Origin of the sequence: Thioalkalivibrio sp. ALMg9 (assembly GCF_000380625.1) — a bacterium.
Classification (GTDB): domain Bacteria; phylum Pseudomonadota; class Gammaproteobacteria; order Ectothiorhodospirales; family Ectothiorhodospiraceae; genus Thioalkalivibrio; species Thioalkalivibrio versutus.
This window is the reverse complement of sequence record NZ_AQYC01000009.1, coordinates 628,187-650,210: the sequence shown is the minus strand read 5'-3', so window position 1 is coordinate 650,210 and position 22,024 is coordinate 628,187. Positions and strand designations below refer to the sequence as shown.

Sequence of the window (22,024 nt, the reverse complement as noted above, 5' to 3'; positions counted from 1 at the left end):
CAGGAGCAGATGATGCATGCCTGAAGCTAGAAAAATCTGTCATCGAATGGTCACGTAATTGCCACATACTTGGGTGATGACCGTTCCCGCGAAACTCAATCCGGCCCGCATGACCCTGCGTGCGCTCGTTAACCCGCTAGGGGCCTTGCGGGATGCGCGTGCAATCGACCCGGCCCCGCCTTGGTGGCAGACGTTCCTGGGGCTTGCCCTGCCGGTGCTGCTGGTGAGCGTAATCGCGAGTCAGTGGCTTTACCAGGTGATTCCGACGGGCCTGCCGCCGGAGGCCATGCCGGGCGCCTGGGGTTTCGGCGTCTACAGCGTGTTGGCGATGAGCATCGGGGTGCTGGGGATGGCCTGGTCCTCGCACTACCTGACCGAGCTGTTCCAGGGCTACTCGCACCCGGACCGTGCGATGCTCGCGGTCACGGTCGGGCTGTTGCCCGTCTGGGTCGGCAAGGTGGTCGCCGCGTTCCCCTGGCCCTGGGGCAACGGCATCGCCTTGTTGCTGATCCTGTACTCCCTCTGGCTGCTCTACTGGTCCCTGCGCGAGATCATCGGCCTGCGCCGCGGCAACCGGATCGGCCTGTTTGTGGCCACCATCTTCTGCGGCGCCTTCATCACCCTCATTTTCGGCTGGCTCCTGATGGACCTGATCCCCGGCGCCACCCCCGAACACCGCATCGGCACCACCTGGCTGATCTAGTCGGCTTCAGCCGTGGCAACCCGTGCCTGCCATCGCTACACGTATCGCCAAACCCATAACCCATAACCCGTCATCCCGGAAACCGCGAAGCGGTTATCCGAGATTTCCGCCGTAGGATGTGCAACAAACATCGGGGCGTTCCCGCGTGGGGAGACCCCGGCTCTCCGCTTCGTTCCAGCGGAGATGACGGGGAGGGGTGCGTTGCGGCCAGGATGACCCTGGGGCCACGGTGGGCGGGGTGCGGTCCGGATGATGGTTGGGCTTCGTTGCGTGGCGTTACGGTTTCGTGGCTGGATGAACCGGGGGCGGCAAGGAATTGCCGCGGGTTAAAAAAGTTTCGACGAAGGGCTAAAGGTTTCTGGGTGAGGGTCGTTAAGGCTTCTGAGAGCGGGGATCAACCCGTTCACCAGAACCGCCCGAGGCGGTGACGCAAGACTCTTACAGGAGAGCGATCATGTCCCAAGTAATTAACACCAACGTTCTTTCCCTGAACGCCCAGCGCAACCTGGGGAACTCCCAGGGCGCGCTGGCCCAGAGCCTGGAACGTCTGTCCTCGGGCCTGCGTATCAACAGCGCCAAGGACGACGCGGCCGGGCTGGCCATTTCCGAGCGTTTCAGCACCCAGATCCGCGGTCTGAACCAGGCGGTGCGCAACTCCAACGACGGCATCTCCTTCGCGCAGACCGCCGAAGGTGCGCTGAGCACGGTTGGTGACGCGCTGCAGCGTGCTCGCGAGCTGTCCGTGCAGGCCGCGAACGACTCCAACTCGGCCTCCGACCGTCAGGCGATCAACGACGAAGTGCAGCAGCTGATGGCCGAGGTTTCGCGTATTGCGAACAACACCGAGTTCAACGGTGGCCGGATCCTGGATGGCAGCGTGAGCGATCTATTCTTCCAGGTGGGAGCGAACCAGGGTCAGACGATTGCTGTCAGCGGGGTGGACTCACGGACGTCGAACCTAGGTGCGACCGAAGTCGCTGGTACGAACGGGCTGAGTCAGGAGAATATCAATGAGGACGGTATTGCGAGTATCTCCGATATCACCATTAATGGGGCTGACTTCGAGACGTTCACCGTTAAATTGGGACCTGACGCTGCCGATACAGAGGATGAAACCCCGGAAACCCAAAGCCTTGAAGATGCGGTGAGGTTGATCAATACCCAAATTCAGAATCAGGTCGCAGACGGTGGCGACGATGCCTTGGCGATTGCCAATGCGAACCTTCAGGCTTCTCTGCGGGTCGACAACGAAGGCAACACGACCATTGCTGTGACTTCCGCGTTTGGCACCGAGGATCTGACTGTTACCGGCGGGGAGGTAACGCTGGTTGACGTTACCGATACCGTAGATCTGTTCGCGGGTGCCGAAGCTGAAGATGTGAACCTTAACGCCATTGATGTGATCACCCGTGAAACTGCGACTCAGGCTATCGGTGCGCTGGACGGGGCGCTGAACCAAGTCAACAGCCTGCGTGCGGAGCTGGGTGCGGTTCAGGTGCGCTTCGAGTCCACCATTGACAACCTGCAGGTCAGCTCGGAGAACCTGTCTGAAGCCCGTTCGCGCATCCGGGATGCGGACTTCGCGGCCGAGACGGCCGAGCTGACCCGCGCCCAGGTGCTGCAGCAGGCGGGTACCTCGGTGCTGTCGCAGGCCAACGCCGTTCCCCAGAACGTGCTGGCCCTGCTGCAGTAAGCTCGATCACTCGGGTTCGGGTTGAGGGTGGATGGCGAGAGCGCCATCCACCCCATCTGAAGAGGACAGCGATATGAGTGATGGAATCGGCAGTATCACATCACCGCTGGTTGCAGTGAACCCGCGCGGGGGCGAGGGGGCGAAAGCGCCCGGCTTCAGCGTGGGTCTTGTTCGTGGCGAGGGGCGGCCGGAGGCCGTGGCTCGTTCGGACAGTAGTTCGGAATCAACGGCTCGCCGTTCCACCGGACCGGCGATCGAGGCCATGGACATGGCCGAGGTCAATCAGGTGGTCGAGTCGATCAATTCCTATCTGCAATCCACCAAGCGGGCGCTAGAGTTCAGCGTGGACGACAGCAGCGGCCGCACGGTGATTACGGTGATGGATGGAGAACGCGAACAGGTGATTCGTCAGATTCCACCGGAGGCCGTATTGGCCCTGGTGGAACAGTTCCAGAGCGAGCAAGAGCTTTCCGGGACGGGTTTGGCGGACAAGGCCTGACGGTCTTATCCAGACTGCACCTTAACGCGGTATTTTTCATTGAGCCGGATCCGGTAATGGGTCCGGCTTTTTTCGTTGGGTCAGCGGCAGCCGGCCGCAGATTCATGTGCCGCGGGCCTCTTTCCCATCGTCTGCGCTTGCAGCGCCTTCGCCGCCATCCGGGGCACAGCCCCTTGCCTTCATGCCGCCCTAACCCCCGTTATGGTCATCCCGGGCGTAGCGCAGCGGAGAGCCGGGATCTCCTCCGTCGGAATGCCTCGACGTCTGTGCCACCTTCACGGTTTCCGGGATGACGGGGTCGCGGTCGGGGTCTGGGTCGGATGGACGTATTGGGACCAGGTTATCCCGGTTGCTTCGCTTCGCTTGCAATCACGGAGGAAGGTGGTGTTGGGACAGGGCAGACGGCTGGACCGAAGAGGGACGCCGGTGAAGGCTGGCTTTGACCGGTTTTTTCTTCGGTGGGCTCAAGATTTGGGCTAGGCTGTCGTTGTATACGCTATAGCGCGTGCAAAGGGTCCGAGACGTCGGACACCAAGGAGAATAACGACCATGGCCATTAGTGCGTTAGGTGTAGGATCGGGGCTCGATCTGAATCAGATTGTCGGCGACCTGTTGAATGCGGAACGGGTGCCGAAAGAGACGCGTTTCAACCAGCGTGAAGAACGGATCGAGGCCCAGATTTCCGCATACGGCAATCTGAGAAATGGCATCGAACAGCTGGCTGGTGCGCTTGGATCACTTTCCGGCTTTGAGCTCTCCCAGTCCGCCTCTGTTTCCGATGCGAGTGTGGCAAGCGTTACCGCCGACGGTACTGCGGCCAACGGAAGCTTCTCGCTTGAGGTTAATCAGCTTGCTCAGGCGCAATCAATCGCCTCGGCCCCGGGGGATTTCGCGGACGCCGACGCCGAGGTGGGAGCCGGCCAGCTGGAGATCCAGGTGGGTGGCGGAAATGCCATCACCATTAATGTGGAGGAGGGCGATACGCTCCGCGATCTCCGCAACGCGATCAACGAAGCCGACGCGGGTGTCACCGCATCCATCGTGAATGATGGCAACGGCGCGCGGCTTGTGCTGAATGCCAATGAGACCGGTGCGGACAACACGATCACGGTTAGCGCGACGGAGGATCCTGCGGGTAGTGGGTTGGCGCGTCTGGACGGCAACAGCCTGGTTGAGACACGAGCCGCACAGGATGCCGAGGCGGTGATCAATGGCCTGACGGTAACGAGTTCAAGCAACACGCTCGATGACGCCGTCGAGGGGTTGAGTATTGAGTTGCAGAATACGTCGACGGGCCCCGTCAATGTTTCGGTCCGTGAGGACCAGGGTGAGCTGCGTCAAGCCTTGCAGGCGTTCGTGGAACAGTACAACGCTCTGGTTGGGCAAACGCGTGAACTGACCTCGTACAACGCAGAAGAGGATGAAGCTTCGGTGCTCACGGGTGACAGTACGGTCCGCGGAATCCGCAGCCGACTCGGTGACGCATTGATGCAGCCCGCACAAGTACCCGATGCAAACGCGCAGACGCTCTCGGAGCTGGGTATTGTCTCGAACCGGGATGGGACGCTGACCTTCGATACCAGCCGCTTCAATCAGGCGATGGATAACAATAGCTTTGACAGTATTGCGGAGGTCGTACGCGAGGTCGGTGGTCGAATGGAAGGGGTCACGAATACCCTTGTTGGAGCTGATGGTCTCATTGGTGCGCGTACCGATGGCCTGCGCAACGATCTGGAGCGAATCGGCCAGCAACGCGAACGCCTGGATATTCGCCTCGAGCGGATGGAGGAGCGCCTGATCGGTCAGTTCTCGAGGATGGACAGTGCCGTGGCGCAGATGCAGAGCACGGGTGATTTTCTGACGGGGCAGCTGGCGAACATGCCGCTGGCCCAGAACAATTCTCGTCGATAGTCGCCCCGTTTGGGCGAACGGATAACGGAGACCAACGCATGTACGGACCGGGCATGAATCGCGGAGTGAACCAGTACCGGCAGTCGGGCGCGCTGGCCGAGGCCCAGGTGGCGGACCCGTACCGGCTGATCCAGATGCTCTTCGAGGGCGCACTGGAGCGGATTGCCGTGGCCAAGGGCGCGATGCAGCAGGGCAACGTGGCGCTGAAAGGCGAAAAGATCGGCAAGGCGATCGACATTGTCGAGTCCCTGCGGGCGGTGCTGGACCACAAGCACAACGGCGAGCTGGCCGGGAACCTGGATGCGCTCTACGAGTACATGAGCCGCCGCCTGCTGGAGGCGAACGCGAAGAACGATCCGGCGGCACTGGACGAGGTGGCCAAGCTGCTGCGCGAGATCAAGGCTGGCTGGGACGATATTCCGTCCGAACAACGTGTTGCCCGGGCGAGTTGAAGTCGCCCATGGGCCAGCTTCTCGAGTGCCCCCAGGGCCGACGCGTATGACGAACGGTGATAGTACCGATACCGCCGACGTCACGGTTGCGGCGACCATGGAGGATGCGGTTGAAGCGATCCGCGCCCACATGGCGCGAGCCGTGGCCGAGGAAGACTGGGAAGAGCTGCAGGAGCTGGACCGGCAGACCAGGGCCCTGGTGGAACGGGCCTTCGGGGCCGATCCGGTGCCGCTGCGAGATGACTCCGGGGCGGCCCTGCGCGCGACCCTGGAGGACTTGGCGCGCTTCTACGAGACCTCCGTACAGGACCTGTCGCAACGACGGGGCGAGGTCGCAGAGCAGATCCGCGAGCTGAAGTCCGGCCGCAAGGGCACCAACGCCTACGAGACGACCCGGCGGCATTCCATGCGGGCCGGGCCGGACCACTCGGTCGACTGACGGGGCTCTGTACCCGGTCGGCACTTTTTCGACATCCAGCAAAGCTCGATCCCCCCTCCCGTCATCCCGGAAACCGCGGAGCGGTTATCCGGGATCTCTGTGGCGCGGTGCGCCCGCGCGTTGGGGCGTGTCCGGCGTGGGAGATCCCGGCTCTTCGCTGCGCTACGGCCGGGATGACGGGGAGCGCACGTTGTGCCGGGATGACGGGAAGGGGCGGCGATGTACGGTCTGGTTGACGAGATGCGGTCAGGGGTTTGGGGGTAGGCGGCGGACGGTTTGGACGCTGCTGAGGGATTGGAGGCGGTCGAAGAGGTGGCTGAGTTCGCCGAGGTCGCTGAATTCGGCTTCCAGTTCCATGCGGACGCTGCGGTCTTCGCGGTTGGTTTCGGTGTTTACGCGCAGCAGGTTGATGCCGCATTCGGAGAAGGCGTTGCCGACTTCGCCCAGCAGGCCGGGGCGGTCGTGGGCATCCACCTCCAGGGTGATCGCCTCGCGTTCGGGCTCTTCGCCCCAGGAGACGGGGATCAGGCGGCCGCGTTTGTCTTCCGGCATGTGCAGGATGTTTACGCAGTCGCTGCGGTGCACGGAGACGCCGGCGCCGCGGGTGATGAAGCCGATGATCGGATCACCGGTCTGCGGATTGCAGCACTGGGCGCGCGTGGTCAGCAGCCCGCCGACGCCGCGGATTCGGATGTCGTCCGGTTTGGCTTCGCCCTCGTGGCGGCGCGACCGCTGGGGCGCAGGGGTGGTGGCCGGTTGTTCCCCAATTCGGGCGTCGCGCAGCTGGTGGGAGATACGTCCGGCGATCTGGGCGGTGGTGACATCCCCCGCGCCCAGGGCAATCAGGAGTTCGTCGAAGGTCTGATACTTCATTGCCTCGGCCAGCGCGCGGCGGTCGAGGTTGTGGCCGCAGCCAAGGCGCTGGCATTCGCGATCGAACAGGTGCTTGCCGGTCGCCAGGTGTTCGTCCTGGTGTTGCTGACGGAACCAGGTGCGGACCTTGGAGCGCGCGCGTGCGGTATTGAGATATCCCAGCGCGGGGCTTAGCCAGTCGCGGCTGGGCCCGCCTTCGCGGGTGGTCAGGATCTCCACCCGCTCGCCGGACTTCAGCTTGTAGGTGAGCGGGACGATATGGCCGTCGACCTTGGCGCCGCGGCAGCGGTGGCCGACCTCGGTGTGGACCGCGTAGGCGAAGTCCAGGGGGGTCGCGCCCTGGGACAGGTCCAGCACTTCGCCTTGGGGCGTGAGCACGAACACGCGCTGGTGCAGCGGTTCGCTCTGGATCTCGTCGAGCAGGTTCTGGTCGTTGTTGTCGGCGGCCTCCAGCAGCTGCCGCAGGCTGTTGATGGCGCGGTTGAGCGCCTGATCCTCGCGTCCGCCTTCCTTGTAGCGCCAGTGCGCGGCGACCCCCAGCTCGGCGAAGTCGTCCATCTCGCGGGTGCGGATCTGCACCTCCACGACCTTGCCCTCCGGTCCGACCACGGCGGTGTGCAGGGACTGGTAGCCGTTGTCCTTGGGGTTGGCGATGTAGTCGTCGAACTCGCTGGGCAGGTGGCGCCAGTCGTTGTGGACGATCCCGAGCACGGTGTAGCAGGTGGCCAGCTGGTCGACGATCACGCGGGTGGCGCGCAGATCGTACAGTTCGGACAGCGAGGTGCGCTTGCGCTGCATCTTCTTCCAGATGCTGTAGATGTGCTTCGGCCGGCCGAAGACCCGGGCCTCGATGCCGTCTGCCTGCAGGCGTATCTTCAGTGTCTGGGCGAACTCTTCGACGTAGGATTCTCTTTCAGTGCGGTTTTCCTCGAGGCCGACGGCGATGTCGCGGTAGGTTTCGGGTTCCAGGATGCGCAGGGCGAGGTCTTCCATCTCCCACTTGAGCTGGCCCACCCCAAGGCGGTTGGCCAGCGGTGCGATGACGTCGAGGGTCTCCTGGGCGAGGATGCGGGCGCCTTCGTCGGGCTCGCGGACCAGCTGGCGCAGGTGCTGCACCCGAAACGCCAGCTTGATCAGCACGGCGCGCACGTCGTCCACCATGGCCATCAGCATGCGGCGCAGGCGTTCGGCCTGTTCCGGACGCCCGGCCGGGGCCTCGAAGCGGCGGCGCACCAGCGCGGCGACGTTGGTGGTCAGCCGGGCCACCGCGGCACCGAAGCGCTGCTCGAGCTGGGCCGGCTTGATCAGGTCCGCCAGATACACGGGTACCAGCAAGGTCGCAATCAGCGTCTGCCGATCGACGTTGAGATGGCGCAGGATCTCCGCCACGTCCAGTGGATGCGATTCGAGCCCGGCGGTATCGACGGCCTCCAGTGCTTGATCCAGTGCCTCGGCCAGCTGCAGGCCGGTGGCGTCGTCCAGGGGCTGGCTGCCCGCGAAATGGCGCAGCAACGCGTCGCGGTCGAGCCCCTGCAGATCGGTATTGGTCAGCAGCGAATGGCGCATGGAGGCAATCGTCGAAACAGAGCGAGAGCCCTATTGTACGGGAGCGCAGAAGGTGGCGAGAGGCTTGCGAACGGGGGTGACCGGGATCAGGATCGGGATATGGCCAACTTGTTCAAGATCCTGCTGCTCGTGGGGCTGGGCTATGTCCTGGTAACCGCGCTGATCTTCGTGACTCAGGATCGTCTGATCTATCTGCCGTCGAGCACGGTGACCAGCACGCCGGAGCGCATCGGGCTGGACTACGAGGAGGTCGAGCTGGTCACCGAGGATGGGGTGCGGATTCATGGCTGGTTCCTGCCGGGGCCCGGGGGCGACACGCCCGTGTTGCTCTTCCTGCATGGCAATGCCGGAAACATCGGTCACCGGTTGCATTCTCTACGGCAGTTCCACGAGCTGGGACTGGCCGTGCTGATCATCGATTACCGCGGCTACGGGCGGAGTGCGGGGCGCCCGGACGAGGCCGGCACCTATGCGGATGCCCGCGCCGCCTGGCAGTACCTGATTGATGAGCGTTCGGTTTCGCCAGAGGAGATCGTGCTGTTTGGCCGTTCGCTGGGGGCGGCGGTCGCGGCGGAACTGGCAACGGGCGTGGAGCCGGGGGCGGTGATCCTGGAGTCCGCCTTTACCTCGGCTGCCGATCTGGGGGCGCGCCATTACCCCTGGCTCCCGGTGCGGGCGCTGCTGCGGCACCAATACGACACCCTGGGCCGGGTGGGCGCGATCTCCGCGCCCATCCTGCTGGCTCATAGTGCCGAAGACGAGATCGTGCCATTCGAGCATGCCAAACGCCTGCGGGCCGCTGCTACGAATGCGCGAGTGCTGGAGATGGAGGGTGGCCACAACGACGCCTTCCTGACCACGGGGGACGACTACACGGAGGGCCTGCGGGCATTCCTCCGCGATGCGGGTGTGGCGGTCTACGGCCCTCAATGACGAGCGGACAAAGAGACCGGATGGGGCAGGTCGAGGGGAGAACCCGTGTTTCCATCGTGGGAGATTGGTAGACTCCGCGGCTGTTTTGGCTGGAATGGATCTCCCTGGCGTCCGGAATGAGCGAATCTGCCGCAAAAGCCCCCCTGACGGTTACCTACTGTCGTGATGAGCAGCCGGAATGCGCGTCGGCGCCGGTGGTGATCCGCTTTGGCGGGGCGAGCGGTGTGAAATGCAAGCCCGGGCGTCTGGAGATCCGCGTGGGGCTGGAGCCCCTGGGTGGCGAGTCGGACTGGGCGGAATGCTGGTCGCTGCCGGACGGCGCCGAGGGCGAGACCGGGGTGGAAGGCTCGCTGAGCTACCTTCGCCACAAGGATTGCCTGATCGGTTGCTGGGTTCAGCCGCTGGATGCCGCAGGCGACCCGGACCCGCTGACCGAGTGCGCGTACCGCGAGATCCTGGCTGGCTGCCGTGCGCTGGGTTTCGAGCACCTGGTGCGGGTGTGGAACTATCTTCCCGCGATCAATGACCCGGTCGCCGGCCAGGAGCGCTATCGTGGCTTCTGCAGCGGACGGGCGCGGGTGTTCGAGGCATTGCCGGAGTACGAACAGTTCCTGCCGGCGGCGACGGCGATTGGCACCCATTCCGACGGCTTGCTGATCTATTTCATTGCGACTCGCGAGGCGGCCGCGCGTATCGAGAATCCGCGCCAGGTCAGCGCGTATCACTACCCGCCTCAGTACGGGCCGCGCAGCCCTTCGTTTGCCCGCGCCAGTCTGTGGCAGTCGGGGCCGGAATCGGCCGAGCTGTTTATCTCGGGCACCGCCAGTATTGTCGGCCATGAAAGCCGGCATGTTGGCGATCTCGAGGCGCAGATCGACGAAAGCCTGCGCAATGTCGGTGTGTTGCTGGAACAGGCCGCCACGGATCACCCGGTTCGGGTGGAGAGGCCGCGCGACCTGTCGCTGCTCAAGGTGTACCTGCGCCATGCGGCCGATGCGTCGGCCGCGGAACGTCACTTGCGCGCGCGCCTTGGTCACGATGTGCCGTGCCTGTTGCTGCACGGGGATATCTGCCGCGAGGAGTTGCTGGTGGAGATCGAGGGACTTTATTCGGAGCGTCTGACCGCGACGTTCGCGACACCATGAAGGATTGATGCCGGGCCGGTCAGGCCGCCGACTTGCGGTGGCGCCGGTCCCTTGCCTGGGGAGTACACGCAATGCAGCCAACCACCAAGAAGCCACACCCGGTCCTGAAGGACTACTACGGGGATGAAGCCAGCCGGCGCGCCTACGTCGACGACCTGTTCGACCGGACTGCCCCGTATTACGACCGAATCCTGCGGGTCGGCTTCTTCGGCACCGGGCAGTCGTATCGCCGGTTTGTCCTGAAACAATCCGGTCTCGAGGCCGGCATGGAGGTGCTGGACGTGGCCACCGGCACCGGCCCGGTTGCAGAGGAGATCCGCAAGGTGGTGGGCGATGATCACCTGACCTGCGTGGACCCGAGCCGCGGCATGATGGATGTGGCCCGAACCAAGATGGATGCCACGTTCGTGCAGAGCCTGGGCGAACAAATGCCCTTGCGCGACCAGCAGTACGACCGTTTGTACATGGGGTATGGGCTTCGCCATGTGCGCGACCTGCACGAGTTGTTCAGCGAGTACTTCCGCGTGCTGAAGCCGGGCGGGCGCTGCACCATCCTCGAGGTCTCGCGGCCACGTACGAAGTTCCAGTTTGGCCTGGCGCGTTTCTATTTCCGCGATTTCGTGCCGTTCGTGGGCAAGGTGCTCACCCGCGACCCGGACGGGCAACTGTTGATGCGCTATTTCTGGGACACCATCGATCAGTGCGTCCCCCCGGAGGACATCCTGGAAACCCTGCGATCGGTCGGTTTCGAAGACGTGCAGCGCAATGTCCAGCTCGGCGTCTTCAGCGCCTACATGGCGACGCGCCCGGCCGGGTAGGGTTTTTGGGCCGGCTGAAGGTCAAGGTGGCGCCCGGCAGCAAGCGCAACGCCATTGGCGGCTGGATGGGCGAGACCCTCAAGCTGCAGGTTCAGGCGCCGCCGGAGAAGGGCCGCGCGAACGAGGCCGTGGTGGCCTTGCTGGCCGCGGAACTGGGGTGTTCGAAGGCGGCCGTGCAGGTGGTGGCCGGTGCGACCTCGCGCAGCAAGACCGTGGTGGTCGAGGGCTGGTCCGAGGCCGAGTTGCACCGCGCGTTATCCTCATGACTCAAACACTGTGACGGGGCCCAGTACCGGACGGCCCCCCTGCGAAGGGAACTACGGATGAACCGCCTGACCCTGACTCGACCGGATGACTGGCACCTGCACCTGCGCGATGGCGATGTGCTGGCGACGGTGCTGCCGGATACGGCGCGCCGCTTCCGCCGCGCCATCATCATGCCCAACCTGAAACCGCCGGTGACGACGGTGGAGGCCGCCGCCGAATACCGCGACCGCATCCTGGCGGCGCTGCCGGAAGAGGCGGACTTCGAGCCCCTGATGACGCTGTACCTGACCGAGGGCACGACACCGGGCATGATCGACGCGGCGAAGGCCTCCGGGTTCGTGCACGGGGTCAAGCTCTATCCCGCGGGTGCCACCACCAATGCGGCCAGTGGCGTGACCGATATCCGCCGCTGCTATCCGGTGTTCGAGGCGATGCAGCGGGTGGACCTGCCGTTGCTGATTCACGGCGAGGTGACCGATCCGGACGTGGACATCTTCGATCGCGAGGCGGTGTTTATCGAGCGCCACCTGGAGCCGCTGATCCGCGATTTTCCGGAGCTTCGGGTGGTGCTGGAACACATCACCACCGAGTCGGCCGTGCAGTTCATCCAGGCCGGGCCGGCCAACGTCGGCTCCACGATCACGCCCCAGCACCTGCTGTACAATCGCAATGCGCTGTTCGCGGGCGGCATGCGGCCGCATCACTTCTGCCTGCCGATCCTGAAGCGCGAACGCCACCGCAAGGCGCTGCTCGAGGCGGCCACCAGTGGCCACCCGCGCTTCTTCCTGGGGACCGATAGCGCTCCGCATCCACGCCACGCGAAGGAGTCGGCGTGTGGCTGTGCGGGTATCTATTCCGCGCACGCGGCCATCGAGCTGTACGCGGAGGCCTTTGCCGCGGCAGATGCACTGGACCGGCTGGAGGGCTTTGCCAGTCATTTTGGCCCCGATTTTTACAAACTGCCGCGCAATACCGACAAGCTGACGCTGGAGCGGTCCCCGTGGACCGTACCGGAGGCCGTACTGTTCGGGCATGATCCGGGTGTGCCCCTGCGCGCGGGCGAGACGATCGCCTGGCAGCTGGCGTAGTCCAGCCTCCGGAAGCGGCCGGCGTGGCGAACCCTGTAACGGCTCGGCGGTCAGCAGGGTAGACGAGTACAGGACAAGACGAGGATGGAGACATGACCGAACCCAATGTGCAACGCGGGACCCTGTTGTTCTGGATGGCCATCAGCCTGGGGGTGGCGTTGCTGATCGTGGCGCTTGGGGTCGGGCTGGAGCCGGCCGGCGCGCCGATCCTGCGCGCGCCGCTCAGCTCGCCGGCCGCCGGTGCCCTGGGCTTCGGTCTGCTGATGGTCTGGGCCGCGTATGCCTATGCGCTGTCTGCCGGACGAGCCGCGGGCAGCCAGGAGATGGGGGTGGTGATCCTCAACCTTGGGCTCCCGGTGGCCCTGATCCTGCTGTGGCGGGCCGAACTGAACGCGCTGGCGTTCTTCGTGGCGTTGGGCTGGGCGCTGACCCTGGGTGGCATGGCCGTGCGCCTGTTCCGGCGCGAGGCCCTGGCCGGCGTGATGATGTTGCCGCTGATCGGGGTCAGCCTGACGGCGATCCTGCTGTCGCTGACGCTCTGGGTGCTGCCGGCCGCGACCGGCGGGGCCTGAGGCCGGTTTCCTATCCGGCCGCTGGCGCCTGACGGATGTCGGGCGTCAGCGCCTGCGCGCGGCGGCAGTGGTCGAAAAAGGCATTGGCATCCATGGGCCGGGCGAACAGGAAGCCTTGAAAGAGCAGGTCACCGTGGGTGGTCAGCCAACGGTACTGGGCCTCGGTCTCGACCCCCTCGGCCACCACCGCCAGACCGAATTGGCGTGCGATGTCGCAGATTGTGCGCACCATGGCCTGGTCGTCCGGGTCGTGGTCGACCTGGCGGACGAAGCTCCGGTCGATCTTGAGTTCGTCGAACGGGAGACGCTTGAGGTAGCTGAGCGAGGAAAACCCGGTCCCGAAGTCGTCCATGGAGAAGCGCAGGCCCATTTGCCGCAGGGCCTGCATGATGTGGATCACCCGGTCGGTATCCTCCGCCACCACGTGCTCGGTGATCTCGAGCGTGATGCGGTGGGCGTGTTCACGGCCCAGATAGCGGGTGATCAGGTCTTGCATGCGGTGGACGAAGTTCAGGTGCACCAGCTGGCGCGGGCTGATGTTGATTGCGAGCTGCTCCAGGGGGAACCCGGCGCGATCCCAGTCGCGCAAGGCCTGGAACGCCCGCGCGATCACCGCGTCGCCCAGTTCGCTGATATAGCCGGTCTGTTCGGCGATGGGGATGAACTCCGCCGGTGACACGGCGCCCAGCTCGGCGCTGTGCCAGCGAATCAGGGTCTCGGCGCTGCGGATCCGCCCAGTGGTATCCACCTGGGGCTGGAACAGGACCTCGATCTCGCGATTGTGCAATGCAAAGTGCAGGCAGCGCTCGATCTGCAGATGTCGCTCCACCGCCCGCGACAACTCGTCGCTGAAGACGACCACGCCGTCGCGCCCGCGGTCCTTCACTTCGTACATGGCGATATCGGCCTCGCGCACGAGCTGGTGCGAGTCGACCGGCTGCGCGGGCTCGATCAGGCGGATGCCGATGCTCGCGCTCACGTGCAGGTGATGGTTGCGGATAATGTAGGGCGTCTTGACCACCTGGAGCAGCGAATGCGCCAGGCGCCGGGCGGCGCGCTCGCAGGTCTGGCGGTCTTCCTTGCCAGGGGCCACGATGACGAACTCGTCGCCGCCCAGGCGGGCGAGGTGGTGGCCCGGGGGCAGGGCGTTGGCGAAGTCGCGCGTCACGGACTTCAGCAGCTCGTCGCCGATGTCGTGCCCCAGCAGGTCGTTGACCGTCTTGAAATGGTCCAGATCGATCAGCAGCAGGTACGAGTGCTGTCCGTGATGTTGCAGGACCTCGAGGCTTTGTTCGAGATGCTCGATGAAGGCGGCGCGATTGTTCAGTCCGGTCAGGGCATCGTGGGAGGCCTGGTGGAAGCTGTTGCGCAGCAGCCCGAAGCTGCTGTTGGCCGCGTAGAACAGGACCAGGGCAAGGGTTGCCGAGAAGGCCGCCAGGACATAGCTATACCAGTCCCCGATTAGCAGGAAATACCCGGCCAGCGGCACCATCATGGCCGGGATTAGCGGCCGGAAAACCCAGGGGGCCGGGTAGAGCAGGGCCGCGACCACCGTGGTGGCGCCGATCTGCGTGAAAATGGCGATGTAGTGGAGATTGTGCGAGTCCAGGCGCACAAAGATCAGAAAGATCGCGGTCCACAACGCCAAGTAGAGATACAGGAAGAGGGTGAGGTGCAGCCGCCAGCGGAGCCGTTGCTCCGGCGACAAGGGTGAGCGGTGATAACGCCAATACAGCTGCAGGCCCCAGAGCGATGCGGCAAGCATCACGCTGTACCAGGCTGCAGCCGCGGTGAAGGCCCCGTGCAGCGCACCCAGCAGGATGTAGCCCAGGCCGGGGACCAGGGACAGCGCCACCAGCACCGGGATCTGGCGCGTCAGATAGGTGTCGAACTGGGGATCGGCGCGTAATGCCTCGCGGGCCGGAACAAGCGCGCGTACGCTGGACGCCGGTGGATTGTCTCGCGGGGTGAGTGCCATCGGGGTCCAGACGGGGACGGTTTGTGGAAGAGCTGGACGTTACGGTAAATCGGGCGGGGGCTCAACAAGCGCGGCCCGTCGCATGAACAACGGACTACGGGATGTTGCTAACCGAGTTACAGATCGAGGCCCGGCTGGCCGATGCGGCGCGCCGCGGGGAGTTCGATGACCTCCCGGGGGCGGGTCGACCCCTGGAACTGGATGATGACAGCGCGGTGCCGCAAGAGCTGCGCATGGCCTTCCGGGTGATGAAGAACGCCGGCTATGTCCCCGAGGCCGTGCAACTGAGGGGCGAGATCGCCTCCACGGAGGCGTTGCTGCAGGCGGCGGATGACGAGGTGGCGCGCCAGCAGGCGGCCAAGCGCCTGCGCTTGCTGCTCGACCGGCTGAACCGCAGCGATGCGGGTCGGGGCATGCTCTCCGAGTCCGGCTATTTCCGACAGCTATGCGAGCGCATGGATGGCCCCAGCCAATGAAGCCGGTCCATGGACCGACCAAGGGCCGGGGCGCGACCATCGATCCCCATGCCCGCTTCGAGTCGACCCGGCACGAACCCTTCGACGACGGGTGGGTCGGTGATGGCGAGGCACCGGCGCCGCTGCGCACCGAGGTGACGGTCGAGCACCCGCGCAGCGTCCTGTCCTGGAATCAGTCCCCGGATGTGCCATTCGAGCTCTCCCTGAACCCTTATCGTGGCTGCGAGCACGGCTGTGCCTACTGCTTTGCGCGGCCGGCCCATGCCTATGTGGGCCTTTCGCCGGGGCTCGACTTCGAGAGCCGGCTGTTCGCCAAGGTCGGCGCGGCCGACTGCCTGCGGCGCGAACTGGCGCGACCGTCCCACCGGGTGACCCCGTTGGCGCTCGGGATCAACACCGATGCGTACCAGCCGATCGAACGTGAATGGCGGATCACGCGTGAGCTGCTGGAGGTGCTGGCCGAGACCGGGCATCCCGTATCCATTGTGACCAAGTCCGCACTGGTCGAGCGCGACCTGGATTTGCTGGGTCCGATGGCGGAGCGCGGACTGGTGCAGGTGGCGATCTCGGTGACGACCCTGGATCGCGGGCTGTCGCGACATCTGGAGCCGCGCGCGGCGGCCCCGCAACGGCGCTTGCAGACCGTGGAGCGGCTCACGGCGGCGGGTGTCCCCGTCAGCTTGCTGGTGGCGCCGTTGATCCCCGTGCTCACGGACGGGGAGCTGGAGGTCTTGCTGGATGCCGGGGCGGCGGCTGGCGCAGTGGCCGCCGGCTATGTGCTGCTCCGGCTCCCGCGTGAGGTGGCCCCACTGTTCGAGGACTGGTTACGCACCCATCACCCGCTCAAGGCGGAGCACATACTGCAGCGCCTGCGCGAGGCGCATGGGGGCAAGCTCTACGATTCAACCTTCGGTCACCGTATGCGCGGGGCCGGGCCGTATGCGGAGCTGTTGCGGCAGCGCTTCCGGCTGGCGCGGCGCCGGGCGGGGCTGGCCGGACGTCTCGTGGAGCTGGACTGCAACCAGTTTGCCCCGCCCGCGCGCCCGCAGAAGACGCGGTCCGAAGGGCAGCTCGATCTCTTCTGACGCTCGGCGAATGGCGCCATTGTCCTGAGGATGCTTCTCCCGCGGACGGGGTGTTCTGGTTTACAGTGACGCCAACACCACGACAGGGCGGACGATGCCGCAGAATCCAACCATGAGTACCGCCGATGCGGCCTGGTGGGGGCGCCGGGCACTTGCATCGGGGCAACATGGACGCTGGTCCATCGGCCCCCTGGACCTCTGGCTGCTGCACGGCGAGCAGGAATGGCAGATGGTCCTGGAACGCCCGCGCGACCCCGCCGATGCCACACTGGCGATCGATGTTCCCTGCGCCGAGGGGTTCCCTGCCGACGCGAACGACCTGCTGCGTTTTGCCGGATCCCCGGCGGATTCGGTACCGGAGCTGCGGGTGGCCCTGGCGGATCGGCCGATGGTCAGCCGGCCGCAGAACCCCTTCTATGTGCCGGCCCGTGGTCAGGTCACGCTTTATCTGAGTTCCCCGGCCTGGGTGCAGCTGCATCTGGGCGAGGCCATGGTGCAGGAGTTTCCGGTCTATACGCCGTCCGATACCTGGTTCGGCCCGAATACCGTGAACGGGGAGCTCTGTTATGCCACTCGCACCCAGGCTCGCCTGGACCTGGCCGACGTGCCCGTGCGCCCGCACCGCGTCATCACGCCGCTGACCATCGAGAACAAGGCTTCGGATGCCCTGTTCCTGGAACGCGTGAACCTGCCGGTGCCGCGCCTTCCGGTGTTCGCCGACGAGCACCACCGGTTGTGGACCCCGGCGGTGCGCATGGAGCGCGAGGAAGATCGCGACATGGCAGACATGAAGATCGACTCCGGTCCCCCCGGTGTGGCCGGCGGGGCCCAGCGCATTGCCGAACCCCGCCAGGCCGGGGGGCGGCATTTGATGGTCAGGGCGTTCACCGCCCTGTTTCAGTAGGGAGCATCCGGCGCGATGAATGAATGGCTGCAAACCGCTCAGACCTTTGTGACCAGCGAGGCCTTTCTCGCCGCCATCCGCGCCGCGGTCTATCTGCTGGTGGGCCTGTTGCTGGCGCGCCTGCTGTCGCGCGGTCTGGCGCGCGCGCTGGAGGACAAGCTCGACGCGCAGCAGGTCATGCTCACCCGCCGCATCAGCTTTTACTTGATCGTTCTGCTGGTGCTGGCCTCGGCGCTGCGCGAGCTGGGGTTCGATCTCACCGTGCTATTGGGCGCGGCCGGCATCCTGACGGTCGCGCTTGGCTTTGCATCGCAGACTTCGGCCTCGAACCTGATCTCGGGGCTGTTCCTGATTGGCGAACGCCCGTTCTCCGTGGGGGATGTCATCAAGGTCGGGGATGCCACGGGCGAGGTGCTGTCGATCGACCCGCTGTCGGTCAAGCTGCGCACCTTCGACAACCTGATGGTGCGCGTGCCCAACGAGACCCTGGTGAAGACGCAACTGACCAATCTCAGCCGCTTCCCCATCCGCCGTCTGGACATGCAAATCGGGGTGGGCTATCGGACCGATCTCAAGCAGTTGCGTGACGTGCTCATGGGCGTGGCCGAGCGCAATCCAGTCTGTCTGGAGGAGCCCAAGCCGCTGTTTATCTTCCTCGAGTACGGTGATTCTGCGCTGAAGATTCAGCTCTCGGTGTGGGCGCGGCGGGAGAAGTTCCTGGATCTGCGCAATTCCATGCACGAGGGTGTGAAGGCCGCGCTGGACGAGGCGGGGATTGATATCCCGTTCCCGCAGCGCACGCTGGGTGGCCTGGATGGAAGCCCGTTACCCGTGCGCATCGTCGACAACGTGCCGGAGGCCGAGGCGGAAGCGTCCGCGCGCGACTGACCGGCAGGCCGCCGGAGCGGGGTTGGGCCGTCCCTCAATCCAGGCGGAGATCCGCCCAGACCGGGTCGTGATCCGAGGCGCGCCAGGGCCCCGTGGCGGGCGCGCGACCGTCAAAGCCGAGGAAGCCGGGTTCGTCTGCATTGACCGGCCAGGTCGCCCCGTCGTGCACGGCGTCGCGCAAGGCATCGGGACCCAGCAGGTAATCCAGCTGTCCGGCCCGGCCGCGAAAGACATAGGTATGGGCGGACGCTGGATCGTCATGCACCAGGTCCCGCTTGCCGGCCGCGGCCAGCGTTCGCACCGGGTCTTCGGCGGCGTAGGCGTTCAGGTCGCCGAGGATCAGTACGGGAACATTGGCAAACTCATTGCGTTGCTGTTCCCGGATCCATGTCACCAGACGTTCGGCCTGGGCCGTGCGCCGTTCATTCCAGCAACCCTGGCCGCGGTCGATATCGCCCGCGTCGGGGCAACCGCTCTTCGCCTTGAAGTGCACCACCACGGCCCCGAAACGCTTGCCACTCCCGGGTTGCTGGAACCAGCCGAGCAATGGCGGGCGATGATGCACGGCATCGCGATCGGTGGCGGACCCAACGAGTTGCAATCGGTCCGGACGGTAGAGCAGGGCCACCTTGATCGCGTCGTCGCCCGGCCCCGGGTGGGCGATGGCCGCATAGTCGCCGCGCGGCGGAGGGACGGCATTCAGTCGTTCGACCAGCTGCCGGCGCGCCGCCTTGGCGTTTTCCAGTTCGACCGCGCCCAGCAGGTCGGCGTCCAGCGTTTGCAGCAGGGCATCCAGCTTGGCCGTCTGGCGCTCGCGTTCCGCCCGGTTTTGTGCGCCGCGCTCGCCCAGCGTCACGAAGTCGTTCTCCAGATTGGCGGTGGCGATGCGCAGGTGGTCCGTCCCCGGCGTCGACGGCGGTTCGGGGCGCTCGCCGCCGAGCCAGTCCAGCGAGTGGGTGGGATGGATGCGATGGTCGCCGAAGGCGTGGGTCAGGATCCCGGTCAGGCCTTCCAGCGTGCTGCCCACCCGGCGCGTGCCATGATCGTCGCGATAGGGGATCGGGTCGGGGTTCGCGCGATAGCTGCCATCATCCAGGGTGATCCGGCGATTCTCGTCCCGGGCGGTTCCTGCGGCCCCGGTCTGGCCGGGGTGCATGAGCCGCCCCCCGGCCGAGAGCGTCAGGCTGCCATAGCGCGCGAGTTCGTGGTTGGCGGTCACCGCCAGCGTCTGCGCAAAGCGAACACGGAGGTCGGCGTACTCGCCGAGGCGGCTGGCGTCGTCAGGCAGGCGCACCTCCAGCGGTGCCGGCAGTTCGCCGTGCCCGCAGCCCTGGATGCCGTCCAGCCGAGCGATCTGCGGGCGTCCGCGGTGGCGGCTAAAGACCCCGTGTACTTGCACATGCTCGCCGGTCGAGACCGGCTCGCGCCGCGGGGCATACACGAACATACCGGCCGAGTCGGGCCCGGCGCCCTGCTGCAGATAGAACCCGCCGAGTTGATCGGGCCCCATAAACACGCCCGTGACGATGCCCTCCGCGATGACGGCATCCCCCTCGGCGACCGCGCCGGCGCGGAGCTCGGCGAGAGGGGCGACCTCGGCCCCGGGGGAGGGGCAGGTCACCCGGGCATCGACCGGGGAGGCTGCGAATAGCAGAACCACCAGTGCGCCCCCCAGCGTGCGGCGCACGCACGGGGCCGGGTTGGCGTGGCGGCGGGGGTGCGTCAGCCGATCCATGGCCGCATGAGAAGAATCAGGCGCTCTTGCTGGGGTTCAGCAGTTCGTAGAGATAATCCGGCGCCTGGGTGACATCGGCGATGGTGTAGCGGTCGAGGACGTCCAGGAAGGCATCGCGCGCATCGTTCAGTACCCCACGCAACTGGCAACCAGGGAGAATCGGGCAGACGGGATTCTCGCAGTCCACCACGTTCAGGTTCGGCTCCATGTCGCGGATGACACTGCCTACGTTGATCTCGTTCGGCTCGCAGGCGAGCGAGATCCCGCCCCCCTTGCCACGCCGGGTGATGATGTAGCCCTTCTGGCCGAGCTGGTGAACGATCTTTACCAGGTGGTTGCGCGGGATCGTGAACTGCTCGGAGATATCGCTCACGGTCACGCGCTGGTCGCGCGGTTGCACGGTGAGGTACATCAGGACCCGAAGGGAGAAATCAGTATAGCGAGTGAGCTGCATAGGGAAGGAATCGTCGGTTCGCGGTTTTGAAGGATATGCATGCGCGCATATGTCTTGGAACCTTAATCGCTCCGGACACCCGTCACAAGTTCGGTCGTTGCCGCTGAGTGAAGGCCGGGGCGTATTCGGGGTTCAGAAACCGCACAGCCCGGCCGTTACATGCCAATAATAACAAGGCTTCTGAAGCCGAAATACAGGGGAATTCAATGGAGTCGATCAAGGGGTTGGGCCGGCTGTCACTCGCCGGACGGTTCTCGCTGGCCCTGAGCGCGATCGTGGGGGTGTTCTTTCTAATTGCCGCTGCCGCGGTGTTCTGGCACACCGCAACGCTGAAGGGGGGTATGGAGGCGACGTTGACGGGCGTCATGCAGGGCCACGAGACGACCCCGGCACTGGAGGCCGAGGTGGCGCTCGAGATCAATCGTCTGCTGGATCTTGCGGCCTGGCAGGTCAACGCGATGATGCTGGGTGTCGCGATCGGCGTGGTTGTCGTGGTGTATTTCCTGTTCGTGTTGATGATTCGGCGGCGCCTGGCGCATCTGGCCTCGCAGTTTCGCGGGGTATCGGAGGGGGAGGGCGATCTGAGCCAGCGGATCGATGCCCCGCGCAATGACGGGATTGATCGTTTGGCGCGTCTGTTCAACGCATTTATCGAGCGCTTGCAGGGGATGGTTTCGGAGATGGTGGAACATGCGCGTGAACTGGGGGAGTCCGTCGGCACCCTTCACCGCGTGGCGGAAGAGACCAACCAGGAGGTGCAACAGCAACAAGCCCGGATCGGCCAGGTTGCTACCGCGATGAATCAGATGACCGCCTCGGCCGAGGAGATCGCGCGCAATGCCCAAACCGCGTCGGAAGCCGCCGATCAGGCCGAGAGCGAGACGCGTACCGGGTCCGATGTGGTGGACGCCTCGGTCCGCACGATGCGCGAACTCGCGAGCGAGATTGGCACCGCAAACGAGCAGGTGGCGCGCCTGCAGTCCGAGTCGGACAGCATCGGTTCGGTGCTTGACGTGATCCGCGGCATTGCCGAGCAGACCAATCTGCTGGCGCTCAATGCGGCCATTGAAGCCGCGCGGGCGGGGGAGCAGGGAAGGGGATTCGCTGTCGTAGCGGACGAGGTGCGGACCCTCGCCACGCGTACACAGGACTCCACCACCGAGATCCAGGCCATGATCGAACGCCTGCAGGCCGGCGCCCGGGCGGCGGCCAGCGCGATGGAGCGCAGCCGCGAGAGGGGCGAGGCCGGAGTGGACCAGGCCGCTGGTGCGGGCGACGCCCTGCAGGCGATCCGTTCAGCGGTGGAACGCATCCGTGATCTCAACAACGAGATCTCCGGGGCGGTATCGCAACAGGCGGAGGTCGCGCGCGAGGTGGATGGCACGCTCACGGAGGTTAGCCAGGGGGCCCAGATCACCGCGGGGAATGCCGAAGCCACGGCCAGCGAGACGGACGCCCTGGTGGGGCGGATCGAGCGGCTGCGGGGACTGACCACCCAGTTCCGAGTCTGATCGACGCCTGCCTGGGCGTGCGAACGGGGTCCCG

The 22,024-nt window shown here is 65.4% G+C and carries 21 protein-coding genes; 17 read left to right on the top strand and 4 right to left on the bottom strand.

Annotated elements, in window-relative coordinates; genetic code table 11:
* Positions 1-76 precede the first annotated feature (76 nt).
* The 6 genes from F792_RS0112145 (at position 77) to F792_RS0112120 (ending at position 5,697) form a co-directional block, all read left to right on the top strand.
* On the top strand, positions 77-703 hold the full coding sequence (locus tag F792_RS0112145) for a YIP1 family protein (RefSeq protein WP_018169832.1): 627 nt from the start codon (positions 77-79) through the stop codon (positions 701-703).
* A gap of 454 nt (positions 704-1,157) precedes the next feature.
* Complete coding sequence (locus F792_RS0112140; RefSeq protein ID WP_018169831.1) at positions 1,158-2,396, top strand: flagellin; 1,239 nt, start codon at positions 1,158-1,160, stop codon at positions 2,394-2,396.
* A 31-nt stretch (positions 2,397-2,427) separates the two neighbouring features.
* Complete coding sequence (locus F792_RS15060; RefSeq protein WP_369772413.1) at positions 2,428-2,895, top strand: flagellar protein FlaG; 468 nt, start codon at positions 2,428-2,430, stop codon at positions 2,893-2,895.
* Between the two features lie 549 nt (positions 2,896-3,444).
* Positions 3,445-4,806 (top strand): flagellar filament capping protein FliD, encoded by a 1,362-nt coding sequence (gene fliD, locus F792_RS0112130; RefSeq protein ID WP_018169829.1) that lies wholly within the window; start codon positions 3,445-3,447, stop codon positions 4,804-4,806.
* Positions 4,807-4,844: 38 nt separating this feature from the next.
* On the top strand, positions 4,845-5,258 hold the full coding sequence (gene fliS / locus F792_RS0112125) for a flagellar export chaperone FliS (protein WP_018169828.1): 414 nt from the start codon (positions 4,845-4,847) through the stop codon (positions 5,256-5,258).
* Positions 5,259-5,304: 46 nt separating this feature from the next.
* A complete protein-coding gene (locus F792_RS0112120) occupies positions 5,305-5,697 on the top strand; it encodes a flagellar protein FliT (RefSeq protein WP_018169827.1) in 393 nt (130 codons plus the stop codon).
* 246 nt (positions 5,698-5,943) lie between these two features.
* Here F792_RS0112120 and F792_RS0112115 read toward each other — a convergent pair whose 3' ends face one another.
* A complete protein-coding gene (locus F792_RS0112115) occupies positions 5,944-8,136 on the bottom strand; it encodes a bifunctional (p)ppGpp synthetase/guanosine-3',5'-bis(diphosphate) 3'-pyrophosphohydrolase (protein WP_018169826.1) in 2,193 nt (730 codons plus the stop codon).
* Positions 8,137-8,235: 99 nt separating this feature from the next.
* Here F792_RS0112115 and F792_RS0112110 point away from each other — a divergent pair, with 99 nt between their 5' ends.
* The 6 genes from F792_RS0112110 to F792_RS0112085 all read left to right on the top strand — a co-directional run bounded on the left by F792_RS0112110 (position 8,236) and on the right by F792_RS0112085 (position 12,959).
* On the top strand, positions 8,236-9,069 hold the full coding sequence (locus F792_RS0112110; RefSeq protein ID WP_018169825.1) for an alpha/beta hydrolase: 834 nt from the start codon (positions 8,236-8,238) through the stop codon (positions 9,067-9,069).
* 116 nt (positions 9,070-9,185) lie between these two features.
* The gene (locus F792_RS0112105; RefSeq protein WP_018169824.1) at positions 9,186-10,214 is read left to right on the top strand and encodes a hypothetical protein; all 1,029 of its coding nucleotides are present in this window, start codon (positions 9,186-9,188) and stop codon (positions 10,212-10,214) included.
* Positions 10,215-10,285: 71 nt separating this feature from the next.
* Positions 10,286-11,032 carry a class I SAM-dependent methyltransferase gene (locus F792_RS0112100; RefSeq protein ID WP_018169823.1) on the top strand — a complete coding sequence of 249 codons (747 nt, stop codon included), beginning with the start codon at positions 10,286-10,288 and terminating at the stop codon, positions 11,030-11,032.
* Positions 11,033-11,037: 5 nt separating this feature from the next.
* Positions 11,038-11,298: a DUF167 domain-containing protein gene (locus tag F792_RS0112095; protein WP_018169822.1), complete on the top strand. Its 261-nt coding sequence runs from the start codon at positions 11,038-11,040 to the stop codon at positions 11,296-11,298.
* Between the two features lie 57 nt (positions 11,299-11,355).
* Positions 11,356-12,387 carry a dihydroorotase gene (gene pyrC / locus F792_RS0112090; RefSeq protein ID WP_018169821.1) on the top strand — a complete coding sequence of 344 codons (1,032 nt, stop codon included), beginning with the start codon at positions 11,356-11,358 and terminating at the stop codon, positions 12,385-12,387.
* Positions 12,388-12,479: 92 nt separating this feature from the next.
* The gene (locus F792_RS0112085) at positions 12,480-12,959 is read left to right on the top strand and encodes a hypothetical protein (RefSeq protein WP_018169820.1); all 480 of its coding nucleotides are present in this window, start codon (positions 12,480-12,482) and stop codon (positions 12,957-12,959) included.
* A 10-nt stretch (positions 12,960-12,969) separates the two neighbouring features.
* On the opposite strand, the gene F792_RS0112080 is transcribed toward F792_RS0112085, so the two are convergent.
* Positions 12,970-14,937 (bottom strand): bifunctional diguanylate cyclase/phosphodiesterase, encoded by a 1,968-nt coding sequence (locus F792_RS0112080; RefSeq protein ID WP_018169819.1) that lies wholly within the window; start codon positions 14,935-14,937, stop codon positions 12,970-12,972.
* A 101-nt stretch (positions 14,938-15,038) separates the two neighbouring features.
* On the opposite strand from F792_RS0112080, the gene F792_RS0112075 reads away from it, so the two are divergent.
* The 4 genes from F792_RS0112075 (at position 15,039) to F792_RS0112060 (ending at position 18,290) form a co-directional block, all read left to right on the top strand.
* On the top strand, positions 15,039-15,413 hold the full coding sequence (locus F792_RS0112075; RefSeq protein WP_018169818.1) for a DUF1992 domain-containing protein: 375 nt from the start codon (positions 15,039-15,041) through the stop codon (positions 15,411-15,413).
* Positions 15,410-16,498 (top strand): PA0069 family radical SAM protein, encoded by a 1,089-nt coding sequence (locus F792_RS0112070; RefSeq protein ID WP_018169817.1) that lies wholly within the window; start codon positions 15,410-15,412, stop codon positions 16,496-16,498. The genes F792_RS0112075 and F792_RS0112070 overlap by 4 nt, the downstream gene beginning before the upstream one ends.
* A gap of 94 nt (positions 16,499-16,592) precedes the next feature.
* Positions 16,593-17,402: a hypothetical protein gene (locus tag F792_RS0112065; RefSeq protein ID WP_018169816.1), complete on the top strand. Its 810-nt coding sequence runs from the start codon at positions 16,593-16,595 to the stop codon at positions 17,400-17,402.
* A 15-nt stretch (positions 17,403-17,417) separates the two neighbouring features.
* Positions 17,418-18,290, top strand: a complete 873-nt coding sequence (locus tag F792_RS0112060; RefSeq protein ID WP_018145636.1) for a mechanosensitive ion channel family protein — start codon at positions 17,418-17,420, stop codon at positions 18,288-18,290.
* A gap of 34 nt (positions 18,291-18,324) precedes the next feature.
* Here the strand turns inward: F792_RS0112060 and F792_RS0112055 are convergent, their stop codons facing one another.
* Both F792_RS0112055 and F792_RS0112050 read right to left on the bottom strand, forming a co-directional pair.
* The gene (locus tag F792_RS0112055) at positions 18,325-20,025 is read right to left on the bottom strand and encodes an ExeM/NucH family extracellular endonuclease (protein WP_018169815.1); all 1,701 of its coding nucleotides are present in this window, start codon (positions 20,023-20,025) and stop codon (positions 18,325-18,327) included.
* Positions 20,026-20,041: 16 nt separating this feature from the next.
* Positions 20,042-20,479: an Rrf2 family transcriptional regulator gene (locus tag F792_RS0112050; RefSeq protein ID WP_018145638.1), complete on the bottom strand. Its 438-nt coding sequence runs from the start codon at positions 20,477-20,479 to the stop codon at positions 20,042-20,044.
* A 206-nt stretch (positions 20,480-20,685) separates the two neighbouring features.
* Here F792_RS0112050 and F792_RS0112045 point away from each other — a divergent pair, with 206 nt between their 5' ends.
* Complete coding sequence (locus F792_RS0112045; RefSeq protein WP_018169814.1) at positions 20,686-21,990, top strand: methyl-accepting chemotaxis protein; 1,305 nt, start codon at positions 20,686-20,688, stop codon at positions 21,988-21,990.
* Positions 21,991-22,024: the final 34 nt, after the last annotated feature.